Here is a 21028-nt window from a genome sequence, read left to right as displayed (position 1 = left end):
TGTCCTGCCGGACATCTCCCCCACAAGGGGGAGATCGGCAAGTGGCCTAAACTCTGCGCCTATCTACCGTTTCGTCAGGCTGTGACTCTCGTTGTTGGGGGAAGACGTCGCGCCCAGCCAATCTCCCCACCTGTGGGGGGTCCGAAGGACGGGTCGAGACCCGTGGCTCGACCCCGGGTCAGGCAGGACAGAGGGAGGCCACACGACACATCCTCTCCCCCGTCCTCCACCTTGAGCCTACCCCTCCTCCCGCATCGTCTCCCGCTGCGTGATGAGCCGCGCGCTGTGCTGGCCGCTCAGATAGATCCACAGCCAGCTCCAGGCGACGGAGAAGCGGGAGCGGGTGCCGATCAGGAAGTAGATGTGGGCGATGCCCCAGATCCACCAGGCGATCCAGCCTTTCAGCTTGACCTTGCCGAAATCGATGATCGCCGCACTCTGGCCGATCGTCGCAAGGCTGCCCTGGTGCCAATATTTGAAAGGTGCCGGCGCCGGTTTGCCAGACAGGCGGGCGCGGATGACCTTGGCGACGTAGCCGCCCTGCTGCTTGGCCGCCGGCGCGATGCCCGGCACCGGCTTGCCGTCGTCGCGCATGACCGATGCGGTATCGCCGATGACGAAGACGTCGGGCAGGCCGGGCGCGCTCAGGTCCTTTTCGACGACGACGCGCCCTGCCCTGTCGGCCGGCACATCAAGCCACCGGGCCGCCGGCGAGGCGGTGACGCCGGCCGCCCAGACGATCGTGCGGCTGGCGACGAAGGCCTCGCCGATCCGCACACCGTCGGCGCCGCATTCGGTCACCGGCTTGCCGAGAAACACCTCGACGCCGAGTTTCTCCAGCGCCTTTTTCGCATAGGCCGAAAGCTCGTCGGCGAAGGCCGGCAGCACCCGCGGGCCGGCTTCAACCAGCACGACGCGGGTCTTGCGCGTATCGATGTTGCGGAACTCCTTCGGCAGGGTGGAATGCGCAAGCTCGGCGATGATGCCTGCAAGCTCGACGCCGGTCGGCCCGGCGCCGACGATGGTGAAGGTCAAAAGCGCATCCCGCACGGCGGGATCGGCCTCCATTTCGGCCTTTTCGAACGCGAGCAGCACGCGCCGTCGGATGGTCGTGGCGTCTTCCAGCGTCTTCAGGCCAGGCGCCACCGGCTCCCATTCGTCATGGCCGAAATAGGCATGCGTCGCCCCGGTCGCCAGCACCAGCGTATCGTAACGCAGAGTCATGCCGTTACGCAGCGACACGGTCTTTACGCCGCTGTCGACATCGGTGACCTCGCCGAGCAGCACCGTCACGTCGGGCCGATCGGCATAGAGGCGGCGGATCGGCCAGGCGATCTCCGAGGTGGAGAGAATGGTCGTCGCCACCTGATAGAGCAGCGGCTGGAAAAGATGATGATTGCGCCGGTCGACGAGCGTGATCTTCACGCCCGCGCCCTTCAACCCGTTGACGAGCTGCAGCCCGCCGAAACCGCCGCCGACAACGACGACATGATGATCGCTCATGACCTACCCTTTTGCGCCATTTTGCTGAACGTCAATTTGGCCTATGCCGCGAACCTTGCAAGCGCCGTTTCGGCATGCCTGCCCTGCGCCTCCGGCAGTCAAGCGAAGTCTGCAGGGCGGACATCAGACACAGTTTCGCCCGTCCGGGCCGAGCTTCGGCGGTCGCAAGACGTTCATGCATATCATCGGGAAGTGTGCGGCGGTTCCGGGATAACGCCACAAGTAACTTCGAGCGCGTCGCATGATGCGGCGCGCTTCAGTCAGCCTGGAACCCGTTCACAGCGCGGGATGCGGAACTGCCGATCAATAGGGACCGATGCACTGGCGGCGCGGTCCGTTATAGGGCTGGAAGGTATTGTCATAAGCCCTGTACGAACGATAGCGCGAGTAGCACCAGGCCTCGTGGCCACCCCTTCCATAATAGGCGGGCGCTGCATAGGTGCGATAGGGCCGGCCATAATAACGGCCGTAATAACGGTATGGCGGACCATAGCGGTAGGGCGCGCCGTAATAGCGGTAAGGCGAGCCATAATAGCCGTAGGGCGAACCGTAATACGAGCCGTAATAGGGCTGGGCCAATGCGCCGCCGATGATCGTGCCGACAGCCAGACCACCCAAGGCCCAGCCCCAACCCGATCCATTATGGTGGTGCCCCCCGTGATATCCGCCGCGGTAGTAGCCGCCTCGGCCACGCCATTGCACATGCTCTATCTGCTGCTGAGCTTCGATCCTGGGTGGATTGATAGCCGGAAACGCCTGAGCCGGGGTGATGCCGGGAATCCCGATGATCAAGCATAACGCGGCGACGGTTAGCTTTCTCATGACTGTCCTCCTCTACTCCTCAGGAGGAGGACACATCTTCCCCCTCTTGAACCAAAGGTGAACGCAATTTGCCGAAAATCGTTCCGTATCGGAACAAATTATTTGCTGTCGATGGCGCCGAGGATTGACGGCTCTTCCTCCAGACGATGGCTCACCGGACATAACCCACGGGTATGCCCAATCCGTGTTTCAATTCTTCCATCGAGATCGACGCCGAGACGTCGAAGAGTTCCAGCTTGCGCACGATCTGCTTATAGATGACGTCGTAATGCTCGACACGCGGCAGCACGATCTTCAGGATGTAATCGTGATTGCCGGTTAGCCGGTGCGCCTCGACGATTTCGGGGATGTCGCCGATGATCCGGCGGAAGGATTCCGTCCACTCGTCGGAATGGTGGGCCGTCTTGACGAGCGCGAAGACCGTCGTCGGCACGCCCATCTTTTCGCGGTCGAGCACGATGATGCGCCGCAGGATATGGCCGCTCTCCTCCAGTCGCTGGATGCGCCGGGAACAGGCCGAGACCGAAAGCGCCACCCGCTCGGCCAGGTCGGTCACGGATATGCCGGCATCTCTTTGCAGCATGTCGAGAATGCGTCTGTCGCGATCGTCAAGCATTGTGTGAAATGAACCTCGCGCCCGAAATTTGCGCCATTTCGCCAAACCGTGCAAAATAATAGCACGCTCTTCTCATGAAGAGCAAACAACGCAAACACCCCGCGCGGCCATTGCGGCATCATTTTCGAAACTCGCAGCATGGGAGCATGAAGAGATGGAAACGATCGGCCTGATCGGCGGCATGAGTTTCGAAAGTTCGGCGGTCTATTATCGCCTGGTCAACGAGATGGTGCGCGCCCGCAGAGGCGGCCTCGCCTCGGCCGAGCTCATCCTGCATTCGGTCAATTTCGAGGAGATCGTCGCGCTGCAGAAGGCCGGAGACTGGGCCGGAGCCGCTCGCCGCCTCGGCGATGTGGCGGAGTGCCTGCAGGCCGGCGGTGCCGGCTGCGTCCTCATCTGCACCAACACCATGCACCTGATCGCCGACGAGGTCGCCGCCAGGGTGTCCGTGCCGCTGATCCACATCATCGACGAAACGGCGAAATCGCTGCATGCGGCCGGCCGCAAGCGGCCGCTGCTGCTCGCCACGCGCTACACGATGGAGCACGGTTTCTATACCGACCGCATGAAGAGCCTCGGCCTCGACGTCATGGTGCCCGAAGCCGCCGACCGCACCACCGTGCACGACATCATCTTCAACGAACTCTGCGCCGGCAGGGTGCACGACAGCTCGCGCGAAAAGCTGATCGATATCATCGACCGCGCCGCCGAGCGCGGCGCCGACAGCATCATCCTCGGCTGCACCGAGATCTGCCTGATCCTCGATCCCGACCGCCTGCCGCTGCCGGGTTTCGACACCACGACGATCCATGCGCGGGCGGCCGTCGATTTCGCGCTCGGCGCGGAGGAAGAAGACGCAGAAGAGGCGGCGTGACGGCAGCTACAATTTGGTTGACTCAGTCAACTAAATGCGTGACAAAGGTCTTCTATCCGCAGACCTCGGTTGGTTCGCGAGCCTGATCTTCTTACTCGACGTCATCCTCGGCCTTGTGCCGAGGATCTGCTGCCCTATCGACCGGAAGCAGATGCTCGGGACAAGCCCGAGCATGACGGAAGGGTGGGCGGCCAACTTGCCATCAGCATGGGTCTTCTTCCGGAGATCACCATGTCCGACACCGCCCTCATCGAAATCGCCCGCGATTTCAACCGCTTCTACACGAATTTCCTCGGCCTGCTGAACAAGGCCTATCTCGACTCGCCCTATACGCTGACGGATGCCCGCATCCTCTTCGAGATCGGCTCGCATCAGGGCATCAGCGCCGCCGCTCTTGTCCGCGACCTGCATCTCGACCCGGCCTATCTCAGCCGCATCCTCAAGCGTTTCCGCGCCGAGGGGCTGATCGAGACCAGCCCCGATCCGGCCGATCTGCGCAGCCAGATCATCACTGTCACCGAGCGGGGACGAGGAGAGTTCGAAGAACTCGGCCGGCGCGCCAATGCCCAGATCGCCGCGCGTTTCGACACCCTCGCCACCGGCGAGCCGCAGGCGGTGGTCTCGGCCATGGACACGATCCGCGCCCTGCTCGACCCGGCCGCCAAGCCCGCACCCGCGATCATCCGCCCTCACCGCGCCGGCGATATCGGCTGGATCGTTCAGAGCCAGGGCCGCTTCTATGCCGAGGAATATGGCTGGGACCTGCGCTTCGAGGCGCTGGTCGCCGAGGTCGCCGGCAAATTCCTCGCCAATTTCGATCCCGCCATGGAATATTGCTGGATCGCCGAGCGCGGCGGCGTCAATGTCGGCTCGGTCCTCGTCGCCAATGGCGGCGATGGCATCGCCAAGCTGCGGCTGCTCTATGTCGATAAATCGACCCGCGGCCTCGGGCTCGGCAAGCTGCTGGTCGACGAATGCATCCGCTTTTGCCGGCAGAAGGGCTATCGCGAGCTTTCGCTCTGGACCAACGACATGCTGGAGACCGCCCGCGCCATCTACATCAAATCCGGCTTCCGCCTTGTCTCCGAGGAGAGACATAGGATGTTCGGCCCTGAGGCGAACGGTCAGACCTGGGTGCTCACCCTCTGATTTACCGCCTCGCGGAAATTCCGCTTGATTTGGAAACGATCATTCCCTAATTAGGCGTCATGACCGACGCCAGCCTCAAATTGGATGAAACAACCCGCAGCCGTGGCCGTCCGCGCGCGTTCGATATGGATGCGGCATTGGATGCGGCCCTGCGGGTCTTTTCCGAACGCGGCTACCATGCCACCTCGATCAGCGACCTGACCGAGGCGATGGGCCTCGCCTCCGGCAGCATCTACAAGGCGTTCAAGGACAAGCGCGGCGTCTTCCTCGCCGCCTTCACCCGTTATCGCCAGCTCGGCCGGCGCCGTCTGGAAGCGATGATTGCGTCCGCAACGACCGGCCGCGAAAAAGTCTTCCAGATGGTGATGTATTATACCGAGCTTTCCCATGGCGAGGCCGGCCGCAAGGGCTGCCTCGTCGTCGGCGGCGCCAATGATTTCGCCCTGCTCGATGAGCAAACCGCCGCCCATGTCGCGACGGCCTTTGCCGCGGACGAGAAGCTGATGGCCGATCTCATCCACACCGGCCAGGCCGACGGCACCATTCCCCAGACGGTGGACGCTGACGCCGCCGCCCTCGCCTTTCTCTGCTTTACCAAAGGCTTGCGCGTCATCGGCAAGACGGGACGCAGCCAGCAGGAAATGATCGCCGCGACCGAAGCGGCGATGAAGCTCGTGACCTAAAGCAAATCGCGCAGCGGTTTTGTGCTGGCGAACGATCGAAATGGCGGCATCCGGTCAAGGATCGGGTGGCCGCAGCCAGCATTCCCACATTCCATTCTCATGAATCCGAATACCGGAGTTTCTGATGAGCATCTCAGCCACTACGCCGGATAATGCCATTCCACGCGCGCTATCCCCCTGGCTCACCTTCCTTTTCGCCGCCGCCTGCGGGCTGGTGGCCGCCAATCTCTATTACGGCCAGCCGCTGGCCGGCCCGATCAGCGCCGATCTCGGCTTCACGCCGGCCGCCACCGGCCTGATCGTCACGCTGACGCAGATCGGTTATGGTCTCGGCCTTCTGCTGATCGTACCGCTCGGTGACCTCACCGAAAACCGCCGCCTGGTGCTGCTGCTGATTTCCGTCTCGGCCGTTGCGCTCATCGGCGCCGCGCTGTCTTCGACGCCGGCCATGTTCCTCACCGCCTCGCTGTCGATCGGCCTTGCCTCGGTCGCCGTCCAGGTGCTCGTGCCCTTCGCTGCCAACATGGCGCCGGATGCAACGCGCGGCCAGGTCGTCGGCAATGTCATGAGCGGCCTGCTCTGTGGAATCATGCTGGCCCGCCCCTTCGCGAGCTTTCTCGCCGAGGCGTCATCCTGGCACATGGTCTATTACGTCACTGCGGCATTGATGATCGTGCTTGCCATCGTGCTGCGCGCCAACCTGCCGGTCCGCGTGCCGAAGACGAAGCTCGGCTACGGCGAACTGCTTGCCTCCATGGCGCATCTGGCCCTGACCTCGCGCGTGCTGCAGCGCCGCGCCCTCTACCAGGCCGGCATGTTCGGCGCCTTCAGCCTGTTCTGGACGACGACGCCGCTGCTGCTCGCCAGCCCGGCCTTCGGCCTGACGCAAAACGGCATCGCCCTCTTCGCGCTGGCGGGTGCGGCCGGCGCCGTCGCCTCGCCGATTGCCGGCCGGCTTGCCGACCGCGGCATGACGAAAATCGCCTCGACGATCGCCATGCTGCTCGGCATGGCGTCCTTCCTGATCAGCCATTTCGCGGCCGACGGCTCGCTCACCGCCCTGATCCTGCTGACGGTCGCCGCGATCATGCTCGATTTCGGCGTGACCACCAATCTCGTCTGCGGCCAGCGCGCCATCTATGGGCTGAACCCGGAACATCGGAGCCGGCTGAACGGTCTCTTCATGGCCACCTTCTTTGCCGGCGGCGCGCTTGGTTCGGCGCTCGGCGGCTGGGCCTATGCGACCGGCGGCTGGACGATGACCGCCTGGATCGGTTTCGCCTTCCCGGCGCTCGCCTTCCTGCTATTTTTGACGGAAGGACGCGGCAGGTAAGACAGCCGGACGCAAAGCCCTGCAAATCGGATTCGATTTCGGGGCGATACGCGGGTTAAAATGAGAAGTGACAGGATTCACTCATTTTTACAGGGATGCTTCCGGCATGGAAATGGATGAAGAAAAGATCGACGATGCCGTGCTCGCTTTGCTCTGGCTGACGCTGCATGACGGCGATCGCGCCTGGAAAGGCTTCGACTGGGACGTCATGGATCGTCTGTACAAGAAAGGTCTGATTGCCAATCCCGCGGGCAAGGCAAGTCGGTCGTTCTGAGCGACGAAGGGTTGCAGCGGTCGGAGGAACTGTTTCGCGCGCTGTTTACGCGCGCGAAGTGACAGAGCTCTAGAACAGGATGATTTTAGGCCCGGTTGGCCTAAAATCTGAATCCTGTTCTAAATTAAAGAGTTAGAGCATGATGTCGCCCGAAAACCGCTCACACTTTTCGGCATCATGCTCTAGCTTTCGGCTGAATCGAAACGCGAGCGGGCAGCGCGCACGGCATCGTGGTTCGCCTCCGCCCAGTTCAGGAGCTGCGACAGCGGCTGGTAGAGCGAGCGGCCCAAATCGGTCATCGAATATTCGACGCTCGGCGGCTTCGTCGGGAAGACCTCGCGGCCGATATAACCGTCCCGCTGCAGGTCGCGCAGCGTCTGCGTGAGCATGCGCTGCGAAATATCGGGAAGCATCCGCCTGAGTTCGCCGAAGCGGCGGGGCTCGGCCGCCAGCACTTCCAGCAGCAGCGTCGACCATTTCCCGCCGATCTGCTGCATCATGTCCCGGACCGGGCAATTGGAAAAATCGAGGCCGGCAAGATCGATCTCGCGCCGCGCCCCCGGCATCCTGTTCTTCAGACTGAGGACTGCGCCGCTCATCTGCTGGTTCCCTTCTGGTAACTTACAGCCGAAAAACTGCCTTCTTTACACCGCGAGGTCAATTCCCAATCTAGCGTTAGTCTCTTTTCGAGACCAGCTAAACGCAAAAGGAAACGACCTATGAGCGAAACCATCCTGGTCACCGGCGCCGCCGGGCAGCTCGGCCAGCGCGTCATCCATCACCTCATCGAGACCTATCATGTCGCCCCCGGCAAGATCGTCGCGGCGACCCGCAGCCCGGAGAAGCTCGCCGGGCTCGCCAGCAAGGGTGTCGTCACCCGCAAGGCCGATTTCGATGATGCCGCCGGCCTGGAACAGGCTTTCGCCGGCATCGACCGGCTGCTGATCATCAGCACCGATGCGCTGGATACCCCCGGCAAGCGCCTCGCCCAGCACAAGGCCGCCGTCGCCGCTGCCGCCAAGGCAGGCGTCAAGCACATCGCCTATACCTCGATGCCGGCGCCGGACAATTCGCTCGTCACCTTCGCGCCCGACCATCTCGGCAGCGAAAACGCCATCAAGGCAAGCGGCATCGCCTATACGATCATCCGCGACGCCTGGTATCACGACAATTACCTGCACAGCATGCCGCACAACCTGCAGGGCGGCAAATGGTACAGCGCCACCGGCAACGGCAAGGTCTCGACCATTTCGCGCGACGACTGCGCGCTCGCGATCGCCGCAGCCCTTGCCTCCGGCACCTCCGAAAGCGCCACCTACACGCTGACCGGCGCGGTATCGCTGAACAATCGCGAGATTGCCGCCATCGTCTCCGAAGCATCAGGCAAGCCGCTCGAAGTGGTGGACGTCAATGACGAACAGCTCGGCCAGGGCATGCGCGGCGCCGGCCTCCCCGGCTTCATCGCCGACATGCTCGTCTCCGCCGACGCCAACATCCGCGCCGGCAACTTCGACATCGTCACCGGCGATTTCACCAAGCTGACCGGCAAACAGCCACAGCCGCTGAAGGATTTCTTCGTGGCGCACAAGGCGGCGCTGACGACGGCTGGAGCTGGCGGGCACTGATACGGTTGGGGCGGCGGCTTGCGTCACCCCCCTCTGCCCTGCCGGGCATCTCCCCCACAAGGGGGGAGATCGGCAGGAGGTTGGAACCTCGCTCCCTCTCCACCGTATCGGCGTAGACGGGCGATAGTTGTCTGGGCAAAGCCGTCGCCCCTATCCGATCTCCCCCCTTGTGGGGGAGATGCCCGGCAGGGCAGAGGGGGTGGCCCCCGGGACGGCCAATTGCTTCCTTAACCCCCCTGCCCGCAAGCCCGGCAGAACCGCCGCACCGTCTCGGCCATCCCATACTCCAGCGCATCGGCCGTCAGCCCGTGGCCGATCGAGACTTCGGCAAGCGCTGGAATGCGCTTCACCAGATCGGGCAGGTTCGCGACCGTCAGGTCGTGGCCGGCATTGACGGCAAGGCCGATGGCGAGCGCGGCGTCCGCCGTCTGACCGAGCGCTTCGAGGATCGGCGCTGCCCGTTCCGGCGCATCGTAGCAGCCGCCATAGGGGCCGGTGTAGAGTTCGATCCGGTCGGCGCCCGTCGCCTTGGCCAGCTTCACCGCCTCGGCATCGCCGTCGCCGTCGGCAAACAGCGAGACCCGGCATCCCATCTTCTTCAGCCGCGCGACGACATCGGTCAGGAACGCCTGATGCTTGCGGAAATCCCAGCCGTGATCGGAGGTCGCCTGCGCGGGATCGTCGGGCACCAGCGTCACCTGCTCGGGTGCGGCGCCGGCGCAGAGTTCGAGGAATTCCTCGGTGGGATAGCCTTCGATGTTGAACTCCGCCTGCGGGAATTCGTCGTCGATCAGGTTGCGGATGACGGGTAGGTCGGAAAATCTTATATGGCGCTGGTCGGGGCGCGGATGCACCGTCAGGCCGCTCGCGCCCGCTGCAAGCGCGATGCGCCCGAGCGCTTCGACGCTCGGCCAGGGCAGATCACGCCGGTTGCGCAGCATGGCGATGGCGTTGAGGTTGACGGAGAGCTTGGCTGGCATGGCGGATTATCCATCGATCTCGGAAACGGGAGGCCCCGCTTTTAAGCCAAGTGCCCGGCAATGGCCAACGAGAATCGCAGATGAATGCGATGCCCGTCGCTGATGGATCGGCATTTTCAGTACCGTACGCGTACCGTAAATAGTAGTTTCCGTCGCCTCTGAAGAAGGCCGGCCGCGGCGGCGGCGCAGCGCGTGTTTTTTCCGCAGCATGTGGGCCGGAGCCCGCAGAACACGCCGTCACGTTGCTATCCCATTTAAAAGAGATTATTTTTAGCACTTATAAAAAAGATCGTTCACGCATAACGTGGACATTGTATCGCGTAAACGTAGGCCGCGTACTGCTTCTTTGCCCATAGAAGAACGCCTAGAGGAAACCCCACTCGCCGCGACCGGGAAGCAACTGGCAAGACCGCATGAGGTGCAACACGATGCCCTAGGAGGGTTCATGCCAGACGGTTCCAAACGCCTGTTTGCTACCGCCGGTATCGCTTCGGAGGCCCGGTCCAGATACCGGTTTCTGCCTTCGGCCGCGCTGCCGCCGGATTTGCCTGATGGCCCCGTGCCGATTGCCGACATGGCAAACGCATTCGGGGTTACGCACAGGACACTGCATTTCTACGAAGAGAAGGGATTGATCTCGGCCAATCGCATCGGCCTGATGCGGGTCTATGGCGAAGACGACGTGATGCGCATGGCCGTCATCACCGTCTGCCGCGAGACGGGCATGCCGATCGCCGTCATTCAGGAATTGATGCACGAGCTTCGCGCCGCCGATTCGCAGGAATCGGCCGAGGCGATGTTCCGCGAGGCCCTGCAGGTGCGCAAGCGCGAGCTGACGGCCGAAATGTCGACGCTCCACCGCCAGCTCCAGCAGGTCGGCGACCTCCTGGATTTCGACGAGGGCATCGGGACGCAGCCGCTCAACGACAATCAGGACAATTCCAGCCTGACCCCGCAGGAGAAGCATTGCCTGGAACTTATGGCCGAAGGCTACTCCACCCAGCGCATCGCCCGGGCGCTCGACCTGAAGCATGACGAGACCAGGGATCTCGAGGCCGGAATCATCCTGAAATTCCGCGCCAACAACCGCTTCCAGGCGATCGCCAAGGCCGTCCTGCTCGGCATCGTCCAGGCGTAATCCGGCACGCCCCCGACGGCCGCCACCGTCCCCTTCCCCGTTTGAGCATGACAAGACCCCTCCCCAACCCCTCCCCACAAGGGGGAGGGGCTAACCTGCCGCGCCCGTTGCCTTCCATTCACGGTTTCATCCGCAGAAGGCTTGATGCTTGGCGCAGCCGGCGCACCGCGTTAGTCCCTCCCCCTTGTGGGGAGGGGTTGGGGAGGGGTAGCAACAGCAGACCAAACAGCCCGTGCGCTCGACCGAAGTCACCACGCACGATCACAATCAGCGCACGATCGTCAGTGTCTCCGCCGCGCGGGTGATCGCCGTATAGAGCCAGCGTTCGCGCGTATCGCGAAAGGCCCAGCTCTCGTCGAAGAGCACGACGTCGTTCCATTGCGAGCCCTGCGCCTTGTGGACGGTCAGGGCATAGCCGTAGTCGAACTCGTCGTAGCGCTTGCGGGTGTTCCATGGGATCTCGCCTTCGACATCCTCGAAGGCCTGTTTCAAGAGCTTGATCTTGGCGGCGCCCCGGTCCATGTCGTCGTCCTCGGGACGGACGAGAAGATTGATGCCGGGTTTCGTCGTTTCCTTCGACGAGGTCATCACCTGCCAGAGCGAGCCGTTGAGCAAACCCTTGGCCGGATCGTTCCGGAGGCAGACGAGCTTGTCGCCGGTCTGGGGATAATCGGCGCTGAAACCCTTCAATTCGCGCAGGCGCTGATTATAGCGCCGCCGCGTCCGGTTGGTGCCGACGAGCACCTGGTCGGCATCGAGCACCAGCTGCTGCGTCACCTCGTTCTTCGGGATCACCTTGGCGGTGCCGTAGTCGCCATACATGATCTCGTTGCCTTCGCGCACCTGCATGGCAAGCTTGATGATCGGATTGTCGCGCGCCTGCCGGTGGATATCGGTCAGGAGGTAATCCGGCTCCTGATTGGTGAAGTAGCCGCCGCCGCTGACGGGCGGCAGCTGGCCGGGATCGCCAAGCACCAGGATCGGCGTGCCAAAACTCATCAGATCCTTGCCGAGCGCCTCGTCCACCATCGAGCATTCGTCGACGATGATCAGCGCGGCTTTCGCGACCGGGCTCTGCCGGTTGATCGAAAACATCGGCGCGATCGAGGTCTTGCCGGTCTCCTCGTCCTCCACCGCTTCTTCGCCGCGCGGGCGGTAGATCAGCGAATGGATGGTCTTGGCGTTGGAAGCGCCGCGCGAGCGCAGCACCTGCGCGGCCTTGCCGGTGAAGGCGGCAAACAGCACGTCGCCATCGACATTCTCGGCGAAATGCCGGGCAAGCGTCGTCTTGCCCGTTCCGGCATAGCCGAACAGGCGAAAGAGCGGCGAGCGCCCTTCGTTCAGCCATTTCGAAACAGCCTTCAGGGCTTCGTCTTGTTGCGGCGCAAATTGCATGATCGCAGGACTTGGCAGGATTCGCCTGATTTAGGCAAGGCGGAAAACGGCAAATCGCTTGGGCCGGGCGATCATCCCTCCCACGGCCGGTCCGCGCCGCTCGCGCACATGGACGGGTCCTGCGCCATGGCGCCGATGAGAAAATCCAGCACCGTCTTGACGCGCAGCGGCATGTTGCGCCGCGAGGGATAGACGACGGTGACCGGCAGCCGGCTTGGCTGATAGTTCTCCATCACGGGGATCAGCCGGCCGGCGGCGATATCAGGCCTGGCGATGACGTGCGAGAGCACGGCGAGACCCGCTCCGGCAAGGGCCGCGCGGTGAATGGCCACCGCATTGCAGGCCGTCAGCCGCGGCGAAATCCGGACCGATATGTCTTCCGAGCCATTCGAGAAGGACCAGCTATTGGCCTCGCCTGCCCTGTTGTAGCACAGGCATTCATGGTCCTTGATATCCCGAGGCGCGCGCGGAGTGGATTTCCGCGCGAGATAGGCGGGAGACGCGACGAGGAAGGCGGTCGTCCAGCCGATCCGCCGGCAGACGAGGCTGCTGTCGGCGACCGGACCGAGGCGCACTTCGAGATCCAGCCGCTCCTCGATCATGTCGGAGCTCTCCTCCCTGAAGAGCAGCTCGACCGAGAGTTTCGGATGGGCGGCAAGCAGATCGCCGAGCCGCTCGCTGAGATAGAGGCCGAGCGGCGCGGGAACGCTGAGCCTGACCTTGCCGGAGGCCATGGCGCCCTCCGAGCCGGCGGCATCGCCGAGCTCCTCCACCGCTTCGAGGATCCGGAGCGCCATCGGCAGCATCCGCTCTCCCTCCGCCGTCAGCGACAGGCCGCTCGTCGTACGGTGCAGGAGGCGCGTGTTGAAATGGCCTTCGAGCGCCGCGACCTGCCGCGAGACCGCCGGCTGCGTCACGTCGAGATCGTGCGCTGCCGCCGAGAAGGACCCCGTCTCCACGACGCGCTGGAAGGTCCGCAATGCCGAAACGATATCCATCCCTGCCCCCTCATACTTTTGCGCATAGGCTTTATGCGGGCAGACTAAGCGAGAATGGCTTTACAGTCCAGCAATTACGGATATCTTTTATCCATAAGGATACATAATATCCTTAATTGAAGGAGGCAGACATGACCCAGCGATTGAACTACGCCCAGCAGTCCCCCGAGCTTTTCAAGAAATTCATGGAATTCAGCATGGCGCTGAAGAGCAGCGTCATCGACGAGAAGCTGCAGGCGCTCGTCGAGATCCGCGCCTCGCAGATCAACGGATGCGGCTTTTGCCTCGATATGCATGTGAAGCAGGCAAAGATCCATGGCGAGAGCGAACTCAGGCTCTATCACGTCGCCATCTGGCGGGAATCGAACCTGTTCATCCCCCGCGAGCGCGCGGCGCTGGCCTGGACCGAGGCGCTGACCAGGCTGCCCGAGGGCGGCGTTCCCGACGAAATCTACGAGCGGGTGCGCGGCCAGCTTTCCGAGAAGGAAATCTCCGACCTGACCTTCGTCGTCATGGCCATCAATGCCTGGAACCGCGTCAATATCGGCTTCAAGACCGTGCCCGGCACCGCCGACAAGGCCTATGGCCTCGATAAATCAGGCCTGAACTAACCCTTACAATTCATTGAGAAGATTCAACTTTGACGCCGTCGGCATCCCGGCGACGAAAGGAGATCCGTTATGAAAATCGTCGTCATCGGCGGAACCGGCCTCATCGGTTCGAAGACTGTCGAACGCCTGCGCAAGCGCGGGCATGAGGTGATCGCCGCCTCGCCGAACTCGGGCGTCAACACGATCACCGGGGAAGGATTGGCGCAAGTGCTGACGGGCACCGACGTCGTGCTCGACCTCGCCAATTCGCCCTCCTTCGAGGACAAGGCGGTGCTCGAATTCTTCGAGACGTCGGGGCGCAATCTTCTCGCCGCCGAAAAGGCCGCCGGCGTGAAGCACCATATCGCGCTTTCCGTCGTCGGCACCGAGCGGCTGCAGGAAAGCGGTTATTTCCGCGGCAAGCTCGCCCAGGAACAGCTGATCAGGGCATCGGGCATTCCCTATACCATCGTGCATTCGACGCAGTTCATGGAATTCCTGAACGGTATCGCCCAGTCCGGCACGGTCGGCCAGACGGTTCGCCTGTCGCCCGCCTATGTGCAGCCGATCGCTTCCGACGATGTCGCTGACGCCATGGCCGACGTGGCGCTTTCGGCCCCGGCCAACAAGACGATCGAAATATCAGGCCCGGAACGCGTCCGTCTCAGCGAACTCGTCGCCCGCTATCTCCAGGCGATGAAGGACCCGAGGACCGTCGAGGCCGATGCCGAGGCGAAATATTTCGGCGCCAGGCTGAACGACCAGTCGCTCGTGTCCGACGACGATCCGCGGCTCGGCTCGATCACTTTCGAACAGTGGTTCGCCACATCCGCCCGGCCGAAATGATCGGCCTCTTCACCCCAGCCAATAAGGAGATTGCCATGATCAAGTTATCATTCCTCGCCGCCGCCCTCGCCTTTCTGGCGGCCACCGGCGCTTCAGCCCACGACAGCAGCAAGTCCGCCAAGGTGACGCTCGTCTATGAACACGAACTGCCGAACGTGCCGGGCAAGAGCATCAAGGGCGTGCTGGTCGAATACGGCCCCGGCGGCTTCTCCGAAGGCCACACCCATCCCGACTCGGCCTTCATCTACGCCACCGTGCTGGAAGGATCGATCCGCAGCCAGGTCAATGACGGTCCGGTCAAGACCTATCGGGCCGGCGAGAGCTTCTCGGAAATGCCGGGCGACCGCCACGGCGTCAGCGCCAATGGCAGCGAAACTGAGCCCGCCCGCCTGCTCGCCGTCTTCGTCGTCGACACCGACCAGAAAGAGCTGACGTTCCCGCTGCAGAACTGACGATCGCCGAAGGCCGGCCGCGCGGGCTCCATGCTTGCGCGGCCGGCCGACATGCACAATCATGTGCCGCCCGCCCTTCCCGGAGAAAGAGTGAGATGATCTACGACGCGCTCTTCGGCAAGCCGCTGATATCGCTCATAACGGTCGGCTTCGCCGGCATCGTCGTCTGGTATTTCCTCTCCAGCCAGCGGCCGACGACGCGGCTGGTGGTGCAGATCCTCTTCTTTGCGGTGATGACCCTGATCCTCGTCGGCAGCGGCATGGAACCGCATCGCTTTCAGGGATATCAGTCCGAAGACCCGCAGGCCCTGCTCGTCATCGTCGCCAAATCGCTCTGGTGGGTTCACCTGGCATGGGCCGTCATCGGTTTCATCAGGCTCTACCTGGTGCTGGAAGGCAGCCCGCGCGAGGCCCGCCTGCTCCAGGATCTCGTCATCGGCGTCGTCTATATCGGCATGATGCTCTCGATCCTCGCCTTCGTCTTCGGCGTGCCGATCGGAACCCTCGTCGCCACGTCAGGCGTCGTCGCCATCATTCTCGGTCTCGCGCTGCAGAACACGCTCGCCGACGTCTTCTCTGGTATCGCGCTGACACTCGGCCGGCCCTATGTCATCGGCGACTGGATCCTTTTGAGCGACGGCACGGAGGGGCGCGTCGTCGAGAGCAACTGGCGCGCGACGCACATCCTGACCCCCGGCAACAATATCGTCGTGCTGCCGAACAGCTTTCTCGCCAAGCTCGGCCTGACCAATGTCAGCCGGCCGGACGAGACCCACCTCCTGATCCTCACCATCCGCATCGCCCCGACGCGCATGCCGGCATCGATCCGTCAGGTCATGCTGACGGCGCTGACGAGCTGCAATTCGATCGTGCGCGACCCGCCGCCGGTGGTCGCCCTGAAGGGGCTCGACACCACTGCGCTCGAAGTCGAGCTGCAGTTCCGGGTGACGAGCCCCAGTCAGCGGGTGCCGGCGCGAAACGAGGTGCTCGATCTCGTCTATCGCCACTGCAAATCCGCCGGCCTGCTGCTCGCCGTCCCGCCCTCGGCCAGCATCCTTGCCGCCGACCTTCCGACCGAGGAAAACGCCAAGCCGCCGAGCGTGACGCCGCTTGCCCTGATCGAAGCTATTCCGGTCTTTGCGACGCTGACGGCGGAAGAAAAGGCAAAGCTCGCCGAAACCACCGCTGCCCGGCAGTTCCGCAAGGGCGATATCATCGTGCGCGAGGGCGAAATGCTGCCCTCGCTGATGATGGTGCGCGCCGGCATCATCGCCGCCCGGCATGCGGACGAGGAGCGCGGACGGCTGGCGCCCGGCGATTTCTTCGGCGAGACCGGCCTGCTCGCCGGCATGCAGGAAGTCTGCACCCTGGAGGCGCTGACACCGGTGACGGCCTATGAAATCGACCAGGAGGCCTTCGCGCCGCTGCTTGCCGAACGCTCAGGCCTGGCCGAAGAAATCGCCGAACACCTCGCCGGCCGCGCCGAACGCTTCCGCGACGGCGCCGCCCTGCCCCCGGAACAGATCCGCAGCGCCCATGCCATCCTGAAGACCATCAGGACGATTTTCAGGGCCTAGGATTTCGCACAGACCTCAGCCGGCTCGCTTCAGCACCCATTCGAACGTGTCCCGCCAGATATCGGGCGGAACCTCCTCGGACAGGGTGCCGACGAGATCGGAGAGGCGGACACACCTCAGCGTATTGCGCCAGGCCTCGTCGGCTTCCCACATGACGCGGGCGACCGCGCAGGGCTTGCTGTCGCAATAGCCGGCCGGCCGGCATGGATTGTTCTCCCGGATATTGGTGCAGGTGAAGCTGCGCGCCTTGCCCTCGACCGCCTCGACGATGTCGAGGAAATTGATCTCGGACGACGGCCTGGCAAGCCTGTAGCCGCCGCTCGGGCCGAGCGTGGTATCGACGAGAGAAGCCTGCGAAAGGTTCTGCAGCGCCTTGGAGAGATATTCCTTCGGCAGGCCATGAAGCTCGGCGAGCGCCTTGGTGGAGAGATACCTGCCTTCGGGCAGGCCCGCGAGAACGGCGCAGCAATGGAGCGCCCACTCGACCTGGCTTTTCAGGATCATTCAGCAACTCGCGTGATGGCTGGTTCTGCGAACGGAATTAAGGATATATATTATCCGCAAACCGGCATGATGTAAATGACCATGAAAGCGCGGTGTTGTGTGGCGAATGATCATCCGCCCGGCATAAAACTTTCCTGCTCGGGAATAAAACCGCCTCGCCTCGTGTCTCATCTCAGGTAGCGCGAAACCGCGTGCCCAACCCGAGGAGAAACATCATGAAGTCCGTGAAATTCCTGTCCGCCGTAGCGGCCGGCGCCTTTGCCGCGACCGCTGCCTTCGCCGCCGCCCCCGTCACGGAAGTCGATTCCGCCAAGGGCAAGGTTCTGGCCGGCGAAAACGGCATGACCCTCTACACCTTCAAGAAGGACGCCAAGGGCGTTTCCAACTGCTACGACGATTGCGCCAAGAACTGGCCGCCGCTGATGGCCGCTTCCGATGCCAAGGCCGATGGTGCATATTCGATCATCGATCGCAAGGATGGCACGAAGCAATGGGCCAAGGACGGCATGCCGCTCTATTACTGGGTCAAGGACAAGAAGGCCGGCGACATCACCGGCGACGGCGTCGGCGGCAACTGGGATCTTGCCAAACCTTGATCGTAAGGGCCCTGACATCAAGAGAGCCGGCGTGAAGACACCCGCACCTGAAAGTTTCGAGGGCCAGATCCTGGCCCTCCTCCCCTCGCTCAGGCGCTATTCGCGCAGCCTGACGCGCTCGGATGCCGATGGCGAGGATCTGCTGCAGGACTGTGTCGAGAAGATATTGACGCGCCGCGGCCAATGGCGCGGCCTCAATCTGCGCGGCTGGGTCCTGACGATCATGACCAATCTCTACCGCAACGGCCGGCGCGGCAAGGCGCGTGGCGGCCTGGTCGAGCTCGATGCCGCCGAGGATATGGCCGCCCCCGAACCGGTCGCCGATCCGCTGGAGCGCGCCCGGCTCAACGATGCGCTGAACAGCCTTTCGGAGGAACACCGCGCCGTGCTGATGCTGATCGTCATCGAGGGATATAGCTACAGCGAGGTCGCGACCGCGCTCGACATCCCCATCGGCACGGTCATGTCCCGCCTGTCGCGCGCCCGCCAACGCGTCGCCGAACACCTGAAGGCCGACAACATCATTACGCTTCGGAGACCGAAATGAACGACGCCAACCCGATCGTCACCGAAGCCGATCTCCACGCCTATGCCGACGGCCAGCTGCCCGAAACGGCGCGCGCCCGCATCGCGGCCTATCTCGCCGACAATCCCGACGAGGCGGCGATGGTCGCCGGATGGCAGGCGCAGAACGCGGGCATCCGCGCGCTGTTTGCAGGCTACGAAAAGGCCAGGGATAGCGATCCCATGCTCGTCTCCCCGGCGCGCACCGCCTCGCCGGCGGTAAAGCGCTTGGCGATCGCCGCGGCCGCCCTCCTCCTCTTCGCGCTCGGCGCCGTCACCGGCCATTATGGCCCGGCCCTTGTTCAGAAGCCGGACTTGCAGCTTGCCGGCTCCGAGACCCTGCCGAAACAGGCCGAAACCGCCTTCACCGTCTATGCCGCCGAAGTCCGCCATCCCGTCGAAGTCTTCGCCGACGAGGAAGCCCATCTCGCCACCTGGCTCGGCAAGCGGCTGGCGATCCAGAACCTCAAGATCCCGAACTTGCAGCCGCTCGGCTTCAAGCTGGTCGGCGGCCGACTGCTGCCGGTCGACGGCAGGCCGGGCGCCATGTTCATGTACGAGAACCAGGCGGGCGAGCGCCTGACCGTCGTCGTCGGCCGCAACAAGGAAAACCGCACGACGAGCTTCCGCTTCGCCTCGTCGGGCAATCTCGAAACCTTCTACTGGATCGACGGCGAACTCGGCTACGCCGTCACCGGCGAAATCTCACGCGAGTCGCTGCGCGCGGTGGCCGAGGAATGCTACCGGCAGTTTCCGTCGTGAGGATCAGCGCAGCGGATCGTTGGCAAGCTCGATCGGGTGGCCATGCGGCGTCGCTTCGGCGGCCCGCAGCCAGCTCTGCTGCAGGTCGAGGATGGCGGCTGCATCGGCCACGCCGCGGCTGACCAGCAGCTCCGAAAGCGCCGCCACCCAGCAGTCGAAATAATCGCTGCCGTCGTCAGCCCGTCCGGGCTGGTGCAATTGCCGCGAAAGGCTTTCCGCCCATTCGCTCCAGGAAAACAGCCCCTTCTCATGCAGATGCACGGTCATGGCGAAAGCCTCGGCCGCCCAGGGCTCGGGAAAGACCGGCGCCCCCTCCGGAGATTTCGGCAGACCGGGCGACTGGCTGAGCTCGGAGGGTATTTCACACACGCTCAAGATAGCTCTCCCACGCATCGATCGAGACCATCAGCGACGGGTCGGCGCCCTCGCCCCAGATCTCGCCGCCGTCGAAAACGACGGTATAGAGCCATTGCGGGTTCTCGCCCTTGCCATGCGCATTGTCATCGGGAAAGACGAAGGAACCCTGCACCGCTTCGACGACGCCGGTCTTGGCGCGGGCATAACGCGGCAGCCGCGTGTGGGTCGCCGGATTGAAATTCTTCGTCTTCACGGCCTCGCCGACGGCAAAGCGCGGCGCGGCTTCGACGGGCCGGTCGCAAGGGCCGCCCTTGGCCAGCGCGGCCGGCACCATCTCCGCCTTCAGCACCCGCTTCGGCGCAGCACCCTCCTGCAGCTTGTGGCCGGACAAGAGCTCCTCGCGCGTCGCAAAGCCGTGGCGCGCAAGCAGCGTCTCGACGCCGCGGATCCAGATCTCGTAATAGCTCGCCGAGAGGTAATCGGCCGGCGGGATATTCTCGCGCGCATGCCGGCTTTCATCGATCGTCCATGCACCGAAAGCGCCGCAGGAAAGCGTGATGCCGAGCGCCCGCTTTTCCCATTCCGCATGGAAATAGGGCTCGTCCTTTTCGGGCGCGACGGGCCCGAAGCCCATTTGCCCGCCGAGATCGTGCGGTCCGTTCATGACAAAGCCTCCGGGCTGCCGGCGACCGCCGTGCCGATCATCGCGTCGCGGCTGACGAGACCGGCAAGTGCAGCCTCGTCCATTCCCTCCGTGCCCTCCGGCCGTTCGGGGATCACGAGATAACGCAGCTCCGCCGTCGAATCCCAGACGCGGATCTTCTTGTCCTCCGCCAGCGTCAATCCGAATTCGGCAAGCACGCCGCGCGGATCGACGACCGCCCGCGAACGATAGGCCGGCGCCTTGTACCAGACCGGCGGCAGCCCGAGCACCGACCAGGGATAACAGGAGCAGAGCGTGCAGACGATGAGGTTATGGGTGTCTGATGTATTGAAGACGGCGCGCATATGCTCGCCCTGCCGGCCGGTATAACCGAGGCTCGCGATCGCCGCCGTCGCATCGCGCCTCAGCCAGTCGGCGAAATCAGGATCGCTCCAGGCCTTGGCGACGACATGCGCGCCATTCCTCGGCCCGACCTTCGTCTCGTACGTCTCGACGATCGCATCGATCGCCGCCGGGTCGATCAGCCCCTTCTCCGTCAGCAGCGTTTCCAGCGCCTTCACGCGGGCCTGCATGTCGGAGTAGTGGTTGTCGTGGTGGTGATGATGATGGTCGTGGTTGTGATCGTGATCGTCGTGCAAGATAATATCCTCCAAAACGGCGGTCTAAGAATCGCAAGGTCGGCGGCTTGCTCCCTCTTCTCCCCAGCGGGGAGAAGGTGCCCGTTAG

At 63.5% G+C, this 21028-nt stretch carries 24 protein-coding genes and 1 pseudogene; 14 read left to right on the top strand and 11 right to left on the bottom strand.

Annotated elements, in window-relative coordinates; genetic code table 11:
• Positions 1 to 237 precede the first annotated feature (237 nt).
• The 3 genes from CO670_RS24605 to CO670_RS24595 all read right to left on the bottom strand — a co-directional run bounded on the left by CO670_RS24605 (position 238) and on the right by CO670_RS24595 (position 2941).
• Positions 238 to 1503 (bottom strand): NAD(P)/FAD-dependent oxidoreductase, encoded by a 1266-nt coding sequence (locus CO670_RS24605; RefSeq protein WP_097592647.1) that lies wholly within the window; start codon positions 1501 to 1503, stop codon positions 238 to 240.
• Positions 1504 to 1806: 303 nt separating this feature from the next.
• Positions 1807 to 2325, bottom strand: coding sequence for a BA14K family protein (locus CO670_RS24600; RefSeq protein ID WP_097592646.1), 519 nt, complete (start codon positions 2323 to 2325; stop codon positions 1807 to 1809).
• Between the two features lie 151 nt (positions 2326 to 2476).
• Positions 2477 to 2941 (bottom strand): Lrp/AsnC family transcriptional regulator, encoded by a 465-nt coding sequence (locus CO670_RS24595; RefSeq protein ID WP_097592645.1) that lies wholly within the window; start codon positions 2939 to 2941, stop codon positions 2477 to 2479.
• A 154-nt stretch (positions 2942 to 3095) separates the two neighbouring features.
• On the opposite strand from CO670_RS24595, the gene CO670_RS24590 reads away from it, so the two are divergent.
• The 5 genes and pseudogenes from CO670_RS24590 to CO670_RS24570 all read left to right on the top strand — a co-directional run bounded on the left by CO670_RS24590 (position 3096) and on the right by CO670_RS24570 (position 7316).
• A complete protein-coding gene (locus tag CO670_RS24590; protein ID WP_097592644.1) occupies positions 3096 to 3815 on the top strand; it encodes an aspartate/glutamate racemase family protein in 720 nt (239 codons plus the stop codon).
• Between the two features lie 231 nt (positions 3816 to 4046).
• A complete protein-coding gene (locus CO670_RS24585) occupies positions 4047 to 4964 on the top strand; it encodes a helix-turn-helix domain-containing GNAT family N-acetyltransferase (RefSeq protein WP_097592681.1) in 918 nt (305 codons plus the stop codon).
• Between the two features lie 59 nt (positions 4965 to 5023).
• Positions 5024 to 5647 carry a TetR/AcrR family transcriptional regulator gene (locus CO670_RS24580; RefSeq protein WP_097592643.1) on the top strand — a complete coding sequence of 208 codons (624 nt, stop codon included), beginning with the start codon at positions 5024 to 5026 and terminating at the stop codon, positions 5645 to 5647.
• A gap of 124 nt (positions 5648 to 5771) precedes the next feature.
• Complete coding sequence (locus CO670_RS24575) at positions 5772 to 6980, top strand: MFS transporter (protein ID WP_097592642.1); 1209 nt, start codon at positions 5772 to 5774, stop codon at positions 6978 to 6980.
• 106 nt (positions 6981 to 7086) lie between these two features.
• Positions 7087 to 7316: pseudogene (locus tag CO670_RS24570) on the top strand (DUF6429 family protein).
• 120 nt (positions 7317 to 7436) lie between these two features.
• On the opposite strand, the gene CO670_RS24565 reads toward CO670_RS24570, so the two are convergent.
• Positions 7437 to 7853 (bottom strand): helix-turn-helix domain-containing protein, encoded by a 417-nt coding sequence (locus CO670_RS24565; RefSeq protein WP_088673335.1) that lies wholly within the window; start codon positions 7851 to 7853, stop codon positions 7437 to 7439.
• 120 nt (positions 7854 to 7973) lie between these two features.
• Between CO670_RS24565 and CO670_RS24560 the strand changes: the two genes are divergently transcribed.
• Positions 7974 to 8879: an SDR family oxidoreductase gene (locus CO670_RS24560; RefSeq protein ID WP_097592641.1), complete on the top strand. Its 906-nt coding sequence runs from the start codon at positions 7974 to 7976 to the stop codon at positions 8877 to 8879.
• 227 nt (positions 8880 to 9106) lie between these two features.
• Here CO670_RS24560 and CO670_RS24550 read toward each other — a convergent pair whose 3' ends face one another.
• Positions 9107 to 9859: a pyridoxine 5'-phosphate synthase gene (locus CO670_RS24550; protein ID WP_097592640.1), complete on the bottom strand. Its 753-nt coding sequence runs from the start codon at positions 9857 to 9859 to the stop codon at positions 9107 to 9109.
• A gap of 445 nt (positions 9860 to 10304) precedes the next feature.
• Here CO670_RS24550 and CO670_RS24545 point away from each other — a divergent pair, with 445 nt between their 5' ends.
• Entirely contained in the window at positions 10305 to 10997 is a 693-nt protein-coding gene (locus tag CO670_RS24545) for a MerR family transcriptional regulator (RefSeq protein ID WP_097592639.1), read from the top strand.
• A gap of 267 nt (positions 10998 to 11264) precedes the next feature.
• Here the strand turns inward: CO670_RS24545 and CO670_RS24540 are convergent, their stop codons facing one another.
• Both CO670_RS24540 and CO670_RS24535 read right to left on the bottom strand, forming a co-directional pair.
• Positions 11265 to 12392: an ATP-dependent RecD-like DNA helicase gene (locus CO670_RS24540; protein WP_097592638.1), complete on the bottom strand. Its 1128-nt coding sequence runs from the start codon at positions 12390 to 12392 to the stop codon at positions 11265 to 11267.
• 71 nt (positions 12393 to 12463) lie between these two features.
• A complete protein-coding gene (locus CO670_RS24535; RefSeq protein ID WP_097592637.1) occupies positions 12464 to 13390 on the bottom strand; it encodes a LysR family transcriptional regulator in 927 nt (308 codons plus the stop codon).
• A 131-nt stretch (positions 13391 to 13521) separates the two neighbouring features.
• On the opposite strand from CO670_RS24535, the gene CO670_RS24530 reads away from it, so the two are divergent.
• The 4 genes from CO670_RS24530 (at position 13522) to CO670_RS24515 (ending at position 16855) form a co-directional block, all read left to right on the top strand.
• On the top strand, positions 13522 to 14001 hold the full coding sequence (locus CO670_RS24530) for a carboxymuconolactone decarboxylase family protein (protein ID WP_097592636.1): 480 nt from the start codon (positions 13522 to 13524) through the stop codon (positions 13999 to 14001).
• A gap of 69 nt (positions 14002 to 14070) precedes the next feature.
• Positions 14071 to 14826, top strand: coding sequence for an SDR family oxidoreductase (locus CO670_RS24525; protein ID WP_097592635.1), 756 nt, complete (start codon positions 14071 to 14073; stop codon positions 14824 to 14826).
• Positions 14827 to 14861: 35 nt separating this feature from the next.
• Complete coding sequence (locus CO670_RS24520; RefSeq protein ID WP_097592680.1) at positions 14862 to 15278, top strand: cupin domain-containing protein; 417 nt, start codon at positions 14862 to 14864, stop codon at positions 15276 to 15278.
• A 95-nt stretch (positions 15279 to 15373) separates the two neighbouring features.
• Positions 15374 to 16855, top strand: coding sequence for a mechanosensitive ion channel family protein (locus tag CO670_RS24515; protein ID WP_097592634.1), 1482 nt, complete (start codon positions 15374 to 15376; stop codon positions 16853 to 16855).
• Positions 16856 to 16870: 15 nt separating this feature from the next.
• Here the strand turns inward: CO670_RS24515 and CO670_RS24510 are convergent, their stop codons facing one another.
• Positions 16871 to 17359, bottom strand: coding sequence for an Rrf2 family transcriptional regulator (locus CO670_RS24510; RefSeq protein WP_097592633.1), 489 nt, complete (start codon positions 17357 to 17359; stop codon positions 16871 to 16873).
• Between the two features lie 215 nt (positions 17360 to 17574).
• On the opposite strand from CO670_RS24510, the gene CO670_RS24505 reads away from it, so the two are divergent.
• The 3 genes from CO670_RS24505 to CO670_RS24495 are packed head-to-tail and all read left to right on the top strand — an operon-like array spanning position 17575 to position 19281.
• Positions 17575 to 17955: a hypothetical protein gene (locus CO670_RS24505; protein WP_088673321.1), complete on the top strand. Its 381-nt coding sequence runs from the start codon at positions 17575 to 17577 to the stop codon at positions 17953 to 17955.
• 31 nt (positions 17956 to 17986) lie between these two features.
• Positions 17987 to 18502, top strand: a complete 516-nt coding sequence (locus CO670_RS24500) for an RNA polymerase sigma factor (RefSeq protein ID WP_097592632.1) — start codon at positions 17987 to 17989, stop codon at positions 18500 to 18502.
• The gene (locus tag CO670_RS24495) at positions 18499 to 19281 is read left to right on the top strand and encodes an anti-sigma factor (RefSeq protein ID WP_097592631.1); all 783 of its coding nucleotides are present in this window, start codon (positions 18499 to 18501) and stop codon (positions 19279 to 19281) included. The genes CO670_RS24500 and CO670_RS24495 overlap by 4 nt, the downstream gene beginning before the upstream one ends.
• Positions 19282 to 19284: 3 nt before the next feature.
• Here the strand turns inward: CO670_RS24495 and CO670_RS24490 are convergent, their stop codons facing one another.
• From CO670_RS24490 to nthA, 3 genes are read right to left on the bottom strand one after another with little or no spacing between them, the layout of a single operon-like run.
• Positions 19285 to 19656: a nitrile hydratase accessory protein gene (locus tag CO670_RS24490; protein ID WP_097592630.1), complete on the bottom strand. Its 372-nt coding sequence runs from the start codon at positions 19654 to 19656 to the stop codon at positions 19285 to 19287.
• The gene (gene nthB / locus CO670_RS24485) at positions 19643 to 20302 is read right to left on the bottom strand and encodes a nitrile hydratase subunit beta (protein ID WP_097592629.1); all 660 of its coding nucleotides are present in this window, start codon (positions 20300 to 20302) and stop codon (positions 19643 to 19645) included. The genes CO670_RS24490 and nthB overlap by 14 nt, the downstream gene beginning before the upstream one ends.
• Positions 20299 to 20940 carry a nitrile hydratase subunit alpha gene (nthA, locus tag CO670_RS24480; RefSeq protein WP_097592628.1) on the bottom strand — a complete coding sequence of 214 codons (642 nt, stop codon included), beginning with the start codon at positions 20938 to 20940 and terminating at the stop codon, positions 20299 to 20301. Before nthA ends, nthB begins: the two co-directional genes overlap by 4 nt.
• Positions 20941 to 21028: the final 88 nt, after the last annotated feature.

Source organism: Rhizobium sp. J15, from assembly GCF_002531825.1.
Classification (GTDB): Bacteria; Pseudomonadota; Alphaproteobacteria; order Rhizobiales; family Rhizobiaceae; genus Rhizobium.
Note: the sequence above shows the minus strand (reverse complement) of the source record. Positions and strands in the feature narration are given on the sequence as shown.